Raw genomic sequence first — 12585 nt, forward strand, 5'->3', positions numbered from 1 at the left:
AAAAATGCCATGTCGAGGCATATTTACGACGGATTACCTGCCGATCTTTAGTAACATGGATTCGCAGTAATGAGTTGACCAATACTTAAAAATGCCGAGTGGCCTAGGGGAACGAGATGGGAGATTACTCAATAGACTTTACGGACCTATTAATTAGCCGACGTGCAAACCATAAGGGTCCGAATCACATTTCCCGATCAAGGAAGTCAAAAGGAGAGAAGCAGCGAGTATCTTTTTCGGAAGTTCAGCATTACGACGGAGGAGAATGGATCGACTGTGTTTCTACAATTCAAGAATTAGAGAGGAGACGAATTGCCGCGGACCTGCACGATGGACTCGGACAAGTACTGACGATGCTGGCGATCGAATTACGTAGCGCAAAGGCAACCGCTGCGAGTTGTAGTGGATTCATGCCTGCGCTCGGGATCGCCCTCGATCACGCATGTTCGAGCGCGCGCCATGCCATCGACGAGTTGCATCGCACGGTCATGGACCTGTATCCGTCCATGCTGGACGACCTGGGCCTGGTTGCGAGTATTTCCTTCATCCTGAGAGAAGCGCGCGAAGCCCGTCCGCAACTGCAGGTCGACGCCGATATCTCGGTCAGCGACAATGAGGTGCCTTCCGAACTCCGGATCGTCGCTTTCCGCATCCTGCAGGAGGCGGTAAACAATGTTCTGAAGCACGCCGATGCGCATCTTCTGACGGTGGCATTTTCTGCAGGCGCCCGCCACTTGTCTCTGGTGATTGCGGACGATGGCGCCGGCATGCCAAAGTCGTGTATGCGCGAGCGCGGCCTGTCCTCAGGCATTGTCGGCATGATACGCCGCGTTCACGATTCGGGCGGTGCAATCGAGATCACGAGCAGCCCGGGAAAAGGGACCAGGATCGGCGTGGAATGGAGTATCACACCACTCTGTTGATGGCCCCGATCCATAAGTAAAAATGGCCGCATTGCGGCCATTTTCATTTCTGGGACGGTAGTTCCCCTACCTTGTATTGCGCTTCCGCGTGCGTAGTTTACCTCCCTTTCAACTGCACTCTTCGCCTCCCTGTGCCGCTGGATTCCTTCCGCCATACTGGTTTCGTGAAGCCATTGTTAAACGGCGCTGTATTTGTCCAAATCGGCTTTCATAAAACTAAAGGGTGCCTGGGGAGTGAACATGGATATGCTTACGTTTTTCGGCGCGGTTCCCGGAAGGGCGAAATGCCTGCTGTCGACGGCATTGTCGCTTTTGCTGGCCATCCTGTGTAATTTTGCACAGGCGCAAACGAATCCTTTACAGGTAACGGTCAAGGGAGTCGATCCCAGCGGCGCGGTTACCGAGGTAAAGAGTTATCGCTGGACCATCGAGCAGGACGTCAGCAAGGACTCGGTGCCCGGGCAACACGCGACGCGCGACAATTATTCCTTCAGCTTTCACTCCAGTTACATGCCGGTAATTGCGGCAGGTAAAACCGTCGACGGTACGCCGCTGACAGGGAATGACTGTACCGCTACCGACTCGGTAGCGTGCCTCGACCCGGACCGCAAATACATGCCGCTCCCGAAACTGGATCCGGCCAAGCGCTACTACATCTCGATCCTGCCGGATGACGGATACGCGATGGGCGGCGCGGCGATTCCCGCCGGCGCCAGCTCGGTCACGGTTTACGTGAATAAATATCCGCTGCCCGCGGCGCAGATTTCGGTATTCGTTTTCAACGACAACAGTCCCTTGAATGCCGCCCCCGACCTGCCGCAGGAACAGGGACTTGCCGGCTTCACCATCCTACTGACGGAGGCCGGCGGCACCTATGGCGCCTCGGGCGGCCAGGTCACGCAGGATGCTTTCGGCAACCCCCTTGGCACGACCTACAAGACTGCCTGCGCGGCCGGTGAAACGGCGGTGGCAGGCTATTGCTATGATGTTGGCGGAAAGCCGGTGATGCTGGTGCGCGGCAGCGGGATCATCAAGTCGGGCCCCGATGGCGTGGCGAATATCCGCAACCTGTTCCCCGCAAAATATACGGTGCAGGTGGTGCCGCCGACCGGCACCGACTGGCAGCAGACCACCACCATCGAAGGTACCAAGGGCGACGACGCCTGGGTTCGAAATGGCGAACCACCGTTTTTCCAGGAATTCGGACCCCCGGGGCACCACGTCTTCACCGGTTTTACGCACAAGGGTTTCCTGGCCAAGAACGGAACGACGCCGGTCCTGAACGGCAATGCCACCATCACCGGCAAGATCGTCAACATCCATAATTCGCGGCCGCCGGACTACAGCTTCCATGACGGCGCACCGTTTCCGGGATGCTGGGTCGGACTGAACGAGTCGACCGGCACCCGGCGCGCCCTGTATGCGACGCCCTGCAATGCCGACAGCACCTTCTCGATCCCGAAAGTGCCGGCCGGCACCTGGGAACTGGTGGTATGGGACGAGGCGATGGACCTGATCATCGCCACGGCGCCGGTCACGGTCGCTCCGGGCGCCACGAGCCTGGCCTTGGGCAACGTCCCCGTTTTTAACTGGTTTGCGCGCTACGAAGGTAAGGTGTTCTACGACACGAACGAAGACGGTTTCCCGGACGCGAACGAAGTCGGCATCGCCAACCAGGTGATGAATATCCGTTTTCGCGACGGCAGCATCTACCAGTCGACCCTGACCGACTCGAAGGGCGAGTTCAAGTTCAACGAATTCTTCCCGTTCTTTAACTGGATGATCGGCGAGGTCGATTATTCCCGCTTCAAGGCGACCGGCGCGACCATCGTCGTCGACGCCGGCGGCGCGGTGCCGGCCCATAACGGCTGGACGACGCCGTCCTTCAACCGCCTCACGCCGCAGCTCTACACCTGCACCAAGGAAGACGTTACCGCGAATTCCGCCGGTAGTCCCACCCTGTGCCAATCCGAAGGCCAGACCATGCCCTACCGCGTGGAGCAGGGCGTCGTGCTGTTGGAAGGCATGCAGGCTTTCCTGGGTCAGACCAACCATATTGAATACGGCAAGAAAGCCTATGCCGGTCAGGAAAATGGCGGCATCGCCGGCATCGTCCAGTATGGCATCACGCGGGCGGAAGACGATCCGAAGAATGCGACCGCGGAAAACTGGGAGCCGGGCATCCCGCGCGTGCAGGTCAACCTGTATCTGGATTGCGATGGCGACGGCAAGCCGGACAAGCCGGCAGCGGCAAACAACGGCACCTGCAGCGAGAGCGACGGTTCCAATCCCACTCTCAGCAGCAACGGTTATGTGTACGACCCGCCCGATGTCGACAATTACCCGTTCTGCTGGCGTGACCCGGCGTCCTGCAATTCCGCAGTGCCGCTCAAAGGCCCGGAAGACGTCAAGCGCAGCAGGAGCGGTGGCGCAGACGAGTTCAGCTACGGCGACGTCGTCAAATGGGGCGCCGATCCCGACAACAATGGTCAGCCCTATGTCGGCCTCGGCAAGACCGACGGCTGGGACGACGCGCTGCCTTCCGAATGCCCGGGCGACAAGTACAAGGTGCCGTATGGCCCCGATGCCGGCAAGCCGCTCGACTGCTATGACGGCTTGCGGAACTGGAACCAGGCCCGTCCGGCGGTGTTCGATGGCGGCTATGCCTTCGGCAGCGTGGCGGGCCAGGCCAACCTGCCGAACGTGAAGTATGTCGTGGAAGCCGTCGCGCCCCCGGGATATTTCCACCAGGGTAACGGGGACAAGAACGTGGTGTTCGGCGACGTCATCACGCCGACGCCCCAGGCCGAGCCTTTCCCCTGCGTCGGACGCGACCTGCCGGTGCCGCAGTACCTGACCCTGTTCCCGCACCAGCAGCAGTCGAATCCGATGTACAAGTCTGCCGGCCAGACCTGGAAGAAGTGCGACATGAAGCTGGTGGACATGCAGCCGGGCCGCAATCCCGCGCCCAACTTCTACCTGTACACGGAAGCGCCGGTCGCCGGCCATGGCGTCGGCTTCATCCTCGACGACCTCTCCAGCGAGTTCGACGTGAATGCGCCGACCTTCGGTGAAAAGCACGCGCCGCCGCACTTGCCCGTCTCGCTGCTCGACTGGACCGGCCGGGAGGTCGGCCGCGTGTACGCGGACGAATTCGGCTCCTTCAACTTCCTGGTGCCGTCGACCTTCACGATCAATCCGCCATTCCCATCCGGCGTCTCGCCGAGCATGATGACCTCGTGCATGAACTCCCCGGGGCCGATCCCCGACCCGAGCGGCGCAAGGAATTCCGACGGCAGCCCGAAAATGGTGATCGACCCGTACTTCGACCGCCGCTACAGCCAGTTCTGCTATACCTTCCAGTACCTGCCGGGCAAGACGACCTACCTGGATACTCCGGTGGTGCCGGTGGCGGCCTTCGCCGGACCGTCCCAGAACCCGGTCGACTGCGAATTCGCCGACGGCGTGCCGATGATCTACAGCGTCACCGGTAACGGCAACAGCGGACCCTGGGTCCCGGCAACGGGCACGCGCACGCTGACCATCGTCTCGGCCGGCAGCATGGACGTGCTCAACCCCTACTATGATCCGAACGACGGTTCGGCGCGTCTCATCAAGCGCGACTTCGGCTTCGGTGCGCCGAACGCCGGCAACAAGGTCACCCTCAACGGCGTCGAACTGCCGGTGGTGGGCAACTGGGCCAACGACGTGCTGGTCGTGACGGTGCCGGCCAACGCCGCGACCGGACAGCTGCTGGTCTACCGCGCCGGCGTGGTCTCGCCGGTCGGCCTGACCGTGACCGTGGGCGGGGCGACCCCGAAATACGTGCCCGCCGGCGGCAGCATCCAGGCCGTCATCGACGCGCCGACCACCAACGACGGCGACCTGATCATCGTCCCGCCGGGCATCTATAACACGCCGGTCATCGTCGACAAGAAGGTACAGCTGCAGGGCTGGGGCGCCATGTCGACCATGATCAACGCCGCCAAGCTGGCCAACGACACGCTCAAGAAATGGCGTAACCTAATCGACCGCAAGATCGACGCCAGGCCGGCCAACCCGCCGGTGATCGATCCGGACACCGGCGTCAACACCCTGAACGCCGGTCCGAACCGGACCTTCGACCTGCTGCCGGGCCAGTCGCTGGGCGGCAATCTCAGCGACAATGAACCGATCCTGTTCGGCGCCGACGAAGCGCCGGGCATCCTGGTGGTCGGCAAGGCGGCATCGAGCGGCACCGGCAACGGTCACTTCAATGCGACCAATCCGGCCCGCATCGACGGCTTGACCGTGACCGGCGCGGACGGCGGTGGCGGTATCCTGGTCAGCGGCTATGGCCGCAACGTGCAGATCGCAAACAACCGCATCGTCGGCAATTCCGGCACCTACGCGGGCGGTATCCGGATCGGCCACGTCGACCTGCTCGACCAGACCAATACGGTCTATGGCGGCTATACCGACTCGGTCGATCCGAATGCGAACATCCATCACAACTGGGTGGTGCAGAACGGCGGCACCGAAGCCGGCGTCGGCGGCGGCATCAGCCTGGGCAACGGCGCCAGCAACTACCAGGTCGTGAACAACCATGTATGCGGCAACTTCAGCCTGGGCCATGGCGGCGGCGTCGCCCAGCTGGGCCTGGCCGACGGCGGGATGATCGCCAACAACCGCATCATCTTCAACCAGGTCTTCAACCAGGCGGCCAATTCCACCGGCGGCGGGGTGTTCATCGGCGGCGCGCCACCGGTGGATGCCGGCGCCCTGTCGGCCGGTACCGGTTCGGTCAGCCTGCAGCAGAACCTGATCCAGGGTAACAATGCGGGATCCGGGGCTGGCGGCGGCGTACGGCTGGCGCAAGTCAACGGCCTGGACGTCAGCCGGGCGCCCAACAACGAGAACAGCTGGAACAGCGTCACGATGGTCAACAACATCATCGTCGACAACGTCTCCGGCTATGCCGGCGGCGGCGTGGCGATCGTCGATGCGCTCAAGGTGAATGCCTCGAACAATACGATCGCCTTCAACGACACGACGGCCACCTCGCAGGAAGCCTTCGCCCATCCTGGCGACCCGCAGTCGAGCCCGCAGCCGGCCGGCCTGGTCTCGCAAGGCAGCAGCGCCGGCCTGCTCGCGGCCATCCAGGGGAACAAGCGCACCCAGTACCAGTTCTCCAAGCCGGTTCTTGCCAATAACATCCTGTGGCACAACCGTGCCGGTTGCTGGGCCATCACCGGCACCGGGGCAGGTGAGTTCGGACTGTTCGACGCCGCCGCGAATGGCGGCTGCAACACCGCTTCGCCGATGGGCTCGAATCCGGTCTACGTCGACCTTGCCGTCATCGGCAGCGCGAACCAGGGAAGCTTCGGCGCCAAGTACGTCGATAGCGGCAAGGACAAGCTGAGCCCGGATCACAGCATCCTGTCGGCCCTGCTGGGAACCGGCGGCTACGACAACAACGGCAACCTGGCGGTCGATCCGCTGTTCGTGGCGAACTACCCGAACGGCGACCGCAAGCCGACGCCCTTCATTCCGGGCTTCTCGACGACGATCGATACCGCCGCGACCAGCGACGAGGGCGGCAACTACATCGATATCCGCTACGGCCCGCTGACCCTCTGGAACTGCATGGGCAGCGACGGCAAGGTGAAATCGCCGCAAAGCGCCGCCAACTGCAGCCTGTTCGGGGACTACCACCTGCAGGCATCCTCGCCGGCGATCGACAAGGGCCTGAGCCGTACCGGGTCGAACGGCGTCCCGGCGGTGGACTACGACGGCGAAACCCGAACCGCGCAGAAGATCGACATCGGCGCCGACGAGGTCGGCGGCGGAAGCTCGGGGCCGCCGGCGGCGGCGCCGCAAGTGGCCCTGCTGGACAACTTCAACCGCGCCAACGCCAATACCCTTGGCGCCAGCTGGAATCAGGCGGTGCTGCTCGGCGCCGCCGCCATCCGGGTGAACAGCCAGCAGGCGGCCAGCGCGCTGCTGCCCGGAACGGCGTTCTGGAGTGCGCAGTTCGGCGCCAACCAGGCTGCGGCCCTGACCCTGGGGGCTGGTACGCTCAACGGCGTCGGCTTGCTACTGAAGGCATCCGGCAACTTCGTGCTCGGTACGTATCCCAGCTACGTAAGGGTCCGCTACAACGCAGGTTCGGTCATCGTCGATACCACCACCACCGGCGGCCTGTCCTTCGCCAACACCGCCACGCTCGCCAGCGGCGTGACGCTGGCGGCGGGCGACACGCTGCTGGCCCAGTGCACCGCGGCCGGCGTCGTCAACGTATGGAAGGTGCAGGCCGGGGTGCCGACCCTGCTGGGAAGCGCGACCCTGCCGACGACAGGGGCCACCGCCTTCGTAGCCGGCGCCGGACGGATCGGCATCGCGGAACCGGGGAACGCCCGGATCGACGACTTCGCCGGCGGCACCGTCCCCTGATGCCAACTGGTCCCATGTGAAGGAGCGTATCGTGAACGTGAAGATCATCAGCAAACTCGGTGGGCCGGCCTTGCTGGCGGCCCTGGCCGCACTGCCCGGGGCCGCCCGGGCCGGGGTATTCGTGCAGTGTCCTGGCGACACCAATGGCGACGCCAGGTGGACCGGCAGCGAAGTTCGCCCACCGAACACGGTGTGCAAGCACCTGACCGGCGGCGACGGCTTCGTCACCATGGCCGATGGGCGCCAGATGTACACCTTCGGCTTCGACGAGGTAACCGGCACCCTGGCCAAGGACGTGGTGCTGAACCTGGCGCGCGCCAATTTCGTGGCGCCGCTGATCGAGCTGAACGAAGGCGACAAGTTCTACCTCACGCTGAGCAATGTCGGCATGGTGGCGCGGCCGGACCTGTTCGATACCCACAGCGTCCACTTCCACGGCTTCGCCAACCAGGCGCCGATCTTCGACGGCGTGCCGGAAGGAGCGCTGACGGTCAACATGGGCGCCAGCGTGACCTATTTCTACAACCTCAACGAGCCCGGCACCTATATGTACCACTGCCACGTCGAGGCGACCGAGCACATCGAGATGGGCATGCAGGGCCAGTTGTTCGTCAAGCCGAGGCAGGACGGCACCAGCAAGACCTACAAGGGCAAGACCTATACCAAGTTCGTGTACAACGACGGCGACGGCTCGACCGGCTACACCAAGGCCGTGGCCCTGCAGCTGACCGCGTTCGACACGGCGACCCACGAAGCCGATTTCGCGATCCAGCCGATTCCCTTCAACGAGATCAAGACCATCTACCCAATGATCAACGGCCGCGGCTATCCGGACACGGTGAATCCCAATCCGCTGCCGCCGACCCAGGTCGACCCCTATACCGCCGGCACCAGTTTCCAGTCGCAGAAGACGACGGCGCTGGTGACCCTGAACCGTAATACGGAAGGCTCGCGCCTGCTGCTGCGGCTGTCGAACCTGGGGGTGGCCGACTACTACACGGTTACCGCGCATGGCCTGCCGATGACGGTGGTGGGCGCTGGCGCGCGCCAGCTGCGCGGGCCCACCGGCAAGGACCTGTACTACGACACGGCCTCGGTGACGCTGGGCGGCGGCGAGTCGGTCGAGGTGATGATCGACGCGTCGGCGGTGCCGGCCGGGACTTATTTCTTCTATACGACGAACCTGAACTTCCTCAGCAATAACGAGCAGGACTACGGCGGGATGATGACGGAGATCGTGATCACGGGAGATGCGACATGAACATCGCCAACATGGCGCGGCGCGCCGCCGCGGTCGGCTTCTGCATCGCCGGCCTGGCCGGCAATGCGCAGGCCAAGATCGACGGCATCAGCGGCAGCGGAGCGGGAACCCCGGCCAGCCCGCGCACTTTCAACCTGGTCGCCACCGACGCCAACCTCGTGACCGGCGACGGCAACACCGTCTATGCCTGGGGCTATGCCGACGCCGCCACCGGCATCATGCAGTATCCCGGCCCCACGCTGATCGTCCAGCAGGGCGATACGGTGACCGTGAACCTGGTCAACCAGCTCCCGGTCGACGGACTTCCGGTGTCGGTTATCTTTCCCGGCCAGATCGGCGTGAGCGCGACCTGCGCGGCGGCCGCGCCGGCCTGCGCGGACGGTCTCTTGACCAAGGAAGCCGGGCGCAATGGCAGCGTCAGCTATACCTTCGTCGCCGGCCAGCCGGGCACCTACCTGTATCACAGCGGCTCCCAGCCGTCGCTGGAAGTCGAAATGGGCCTGCTCGGCGCGCTGATCGTCCGTCCGGCCGGATTCGATCCGTCCGCGAAGGCCACGCGCAAGGCCTACAACCAGGCCGGGACCGAATTCGACCGCGAGTTCCTGCTGCTGCTGACGGACATGGACGCGGCCATGCACGACACCGTGGCGAACCAGGTGCGCAACCACCAGCCGGTGAGCGTCGATACGTCGGCCTTCTTCGCCACCATGTGGTTCATCAATGGCCGCAACGCGCCCGACACCCTGCTGGCGGCGGGCGTGCCATGGCTGCCGAACCAGCCGTATAACGCCGCGCCGATCATGCATCCCGGCGACAAGGTCCTGGTGCGGGAGCTCAACGCAGGCCGCGACCTCCATCCTTTCCACCATCACGGCGCCCACATGCAGCCGCTGGCGCGCGATGCGAGGGTGCTGGAAAGCGCGCCCGGCAGCGGCCCGGACCTGGCCTCGCCGGACTTCACGATCCGCAGCATCCCCGGCCAGACCGCCGACCTGATCTTCGAGTGGACCGGCAAGGGCATCGGCTGGGACATCTATGGCACCGACAATGCCCATACCTGCGTGCCTGACGCGAGCGGATACAGCCCGACTCACGAATGGTGCGCCGACCACGGCAAGGCTTTCCCGGTCATCCTGCCGAACCAGCAGGACGTGGCCTACGGCGAGTACTACAGCGGCAGTCCCTACCTGGGCAAGTTCGGCGTCCTGCCGCAGGGCCACCCCGGCCTGAGCGAGAACGGCGGCTATTTCCATATCTGGCATTCGCACAATGAAAAGGAAATCACGACCAATAATGTGTTTCCTGGCGGGATGAAGACCTTCCTGATCATCGAAGCACCCGACGTCGCGATCACTGAGTGAGGGGACGGTCATGAAACAGAATCGACTGATGCGGGTCCACACCGCGGCCGTGCTGCTGGCGCTTGCCGGACTGGGCGGGTGGGGTTCCGCCGGCGCGGCGGAATACTGGCTGCAGACGGGGACCACGACGATCGCCGGCGTACCGATGTGGGGTTATGCCCTGTGCGGCACCGGCAGTACGGCGCCGACCGGGTGCAATGCGCCGGTCACGGTTCCCGGCCCGGCCCTGAACGTGCCGCCGGGGGAGGGACTGGTGGTCCACCTGACGAATACGCTGCCCGAACCCAGCTCGCTGGTCATCGCCAGCCAGGTCAAGCAGGAGGGCATGCAGCCGGTCTGGTTCGAGCCCGACGGCGGCGCGACCTATACCGGTGCGCGGCCGGCCGGCAACACGACGGCGCGCGTACGTTCCTTCGACCGCGAAGCGGCGGCGAGCGGCGGCACCGCCACCTATACCTGGGCCAGCGTCCGCCCTGGCACCTACCTGTACAGCAGCGGCACCCATCCCCAGGTCCAGGTGCAGATGGGCCTGTACGGCGCGATGACCAAGGACGCCGGCGCCGGCAAGGTCGCCTACAGCAGCGGCGGCAGCAATATCGTGTACGCCAACCAGGTCACGCTGGTCTACAGCGAGATCGACCCGGCGATGCATGCGGCGGTTGCCGCAGGCACCTATGGCGGGAAGGGCGGCCCCGGCAGTACACTCGAATACCAGCCGAAGTATTTCCTGATCAACGGCACGCCCTTTCCCGGCCAGGGCCTCGATCCGCTCGACATTCCCACTCTGGCGCCCGGTTCCCCGGGCGTGCCGGCGGGGAGCAGCTTGCTGATCCGCTTCGTCAATGCGGGCCTCAAATCGCACGTGCCGACGATCAATGGCCAGTACTGGCAGGTGGTGGCGGAGGACGGCAATCCGGTGCCCTTCCTGGGCAATCCGCGCCAGCAATACACGGCCTTCCTGCCGCCGGCGAAGACGCTCGACGTGCTGCTCAAGCCGGTGAGCAGCAGTACCCAGGATACGCTCAGGTTCGCCGTGTTCGACAGCCGCTTCTACGATACCAGCAACGGCAACCCGAACGGCGGCATGCAGTTCCGCCTGGCGGTGGCGCCCGCGGTCGCGGCGCCGCCGGTCTTCGATACGGCGCCGGTGACCACGGCGACCGTCGGCCAGCCCTACACCTATGCCGCGCATGCCACCGGCAGCGCCGGACACGCCGTCCAGTACAGCCTGAGCGGCGCGCCGGCCGGCATGAACGTGGCGCCGGCAACCGGACTGGTCAGCTGGCCTGCGCCGGTGGCGGGCAGTTATGCGCTGACCCTGCGCGCAACCGACCAGGTGACGCCGACCCTGTTCGCCGACCAGGCCTACACCCTGGTGGCTGCGAGCGGGACCGGTGGCGCGCCGGTCGCGGTGGCGGATGCCTACACGGCGATCGCCCACTCGTCCAGCGCAGGGACCCAGTCGGTCCCGGCCCCGGGCGTGCTTGCCAACGACAGCGCGCCTGCCGGACAGGCGCTGAGCGCGGTGAAGATCAGGGAATGCACGGTCGTCAACGGCAACTGCAATACAAGTTCGACCCGTGTCACGGTCGGCGCGAACGGCAGCCTTGCCATGAGTTCGTCGACCGCCACCAACGAAGTGCGCGTGACCTACCGGGCCCAGACGGGCAGCGGCGCCACCGCGCGCCAGAGCGCCGATACGCTGGTGACGATCAAGGTCATCGACAACCGGGCACCGGTGGCGATGGCGGATGCCTTCACCGCGCCGCGCTGCACCGTGCGCAATCAATTTGGCTCCGCCTGCCGTACTTCCGGCAGCGGCGCCTATGTGCCGGTAGCGCTGGCCCCGGCGGCGAACGACACCGATCCCGACAGCGCCACCATGGATGCGGCGAACCAGCTGCCGCTGGCGGTGGCACGCGTGCGCCAGCCGGGCAGCGGCGGCAGTGGCGGCTCCAGCGCTACGACCTCACAGGGCGGCACGGCGACGCTCAGCGGGGCCGGCGTCACCTACACGCCGCGCTACAACTTCACGGGAACCGACACCTTCGAGTACCGCGTCAAGGACCGCCTCGGCAAGGAGTCGGGCAGTACCAACGGCACCGGATGGGCCGTCGTGACGGTCCAGGTGAACTAGGAGGCGGCCATGAACAAACGCCACCTTTTCCGCCGCTGGCTCGCGGCCGTGGCCGGCGCCGCGGCGCTGGCGGGATGTGCGACGCCGCCGGCGGTCGTTCCGCTGGCCGCCGCCGGCGATCCGGCCCTCGGCGACTCGCTCGGTATCGCGGTCCATGGCCTGCACCTGTCGGCCCACGGCTACATCCTCGACCTGCGCTACCGCGTCACCGATCCGGCCAAGGCGGCGGTGCTGCTGGATTCGAAGAGGAAGGTCCAGCTGCTCGACCCGCGGCGGGGCGCAGCGCTCGGCATCCCCGAGTCGCCAGTCATCGGACCCATGCGCCAGACTGCGCGCAACCATGTACTGTACCAGGACCGGGATTACTTCGTCCTGTTCGTCAATCCAGGACATGCCGTGCAGGCCGGCGAAACGGTCCAGCTCGCGGTCGACGGCCGGCCATTGGCACGCCTGACGGTCGAATAGGAGAAG

General features: G+C 64.8%; 6 protein-coding genes. All 6 read left to right on the forward strand.

Annotated features, from left to right (window positions below):
* The first annotated feature begins 116 nt into the window (after nt 1–116).
* The 6 genes from AC1DOQ_RS14545 to AC1DOQ_RS14570 all read left to right on the forward strand — a co-directional run bounded on the left by AC1DOQ_RS14545 (nt 117) and on the right by AC1DOQ_RS14570 (nt 12579).
* The gene (locus tag AC1DOQ_RS14545) at nt 117–923 is read left to right on the forward strand and encodes a sensor histidine kinase (protein ID WP_477365250.1); all 807 of its coding nucleotides are present in this window, start codon (nt 117–119) and stop codon (nt 921–923) included.
* A 615-nt stretch (nt 924–1538) separates the two neighbouring features.
* On the forward strand, nt 1539–7355 hold the full coding sequence (locus AC1DOQ_RS14550) for a choice-of-anchor Q domain-containing protein (RefSeq protein WP_477365253.1): 5817 nt from the start codon (nt 1539–1541) through the stop codon (nt 7353–7355).
* A gap of 31 nt (nt 7356–7386) precedes the next feature.
* On the forward strand, nt 7387–8616 hold the full coding sequence (locus AC1DOQ_RS14555) for a multicopper oxidase domain-containing protein (protein ID WP_477365256.1): 1230 nt from the start codon (nt 7387–7389) through the stop codon (nt 8614–8616).
* Complete coding sequence (locus AC1DOQ_RS14560; protein WP_477365259.1) at nt 8613–9977, forward strand: multicopper oxidase domain-containing protein; 1365 nt, start codon at nt 8613–8615, stop codon at nt 9975–9977. Before AC1DOQ_RS14555 ends, AC1DOQ_RS14560 begins: the two co-directional genes overlap by 4 nt.
* Before the next feature lie 10 nt (nt 9978–9987).
* On the forward strand, nt 9988–12114 hold the full coding sequence (locus tag AC1DOQ_RS14565; RefSeq protein WP_477365262.1) for an Ig-like domain-containing protein: 2127 nt from the start codon (nt 9988–9990) through the stop codon (nt 12112–12114).
* 9 nt (nt 12115–12123) lie between these two features.
* Entirely contained in the window at nt 12124–12579 is a 456-nt protein-coding gene (locus tag AC1DOQ_RS14570; RefSeq protein ID WP_477365265.1) for a hypothetical protein, read from the forward strand.
* Nucleotides 12580–12585 lie beyond the last annotated feature (6 nt).

The sequence above is a fragment of the Massilia sp. 01N417 genome, assembly GCF_056399645.1.

What these genes read in the sequence shown, in the direction of transcription:
- AC1DOQ_RS14545 (WP_477365250.1), top strand. Translation starts at nt 117, where the DNA reads ATGGGAGATTACTCAATAGACTTTACGGACCTATTAATTAGCCGACGT.
- AC1DOQ_RS14550 (WP_477365253.1), top strand. Translation starts at nt 1,539, where the DNA reads ATGCCGCTCCCGAAACTGGATCCGGCCAAGCGCTACTACATCTCGATC.
- AC1DOQ_RS14560 (WP_477365259.1), top strand. Translation starts at nt 8,613, where the DNA reads ATGAACATCGCCAACATGGCGCGGCGCGCCGCCGCGGTCGGCTTCTGC.
- AC1DOQ_RS14565 (WP_477365262.1), top strand. Translation starts at nt 9,988, where the DNA reads ATGAAACAGAATCGACTGATGCGGGTCCACACCGCGGCCGTGCTGCTG.
- AC1DOQ_RS14570 (WP_477365265.1), top strand. Translation starts at nt 12,124, where the DNA reads ATGAACAAACGCCACCTTTTCCGCCGCTGGCTCGCGGCCGTGGCCGGC.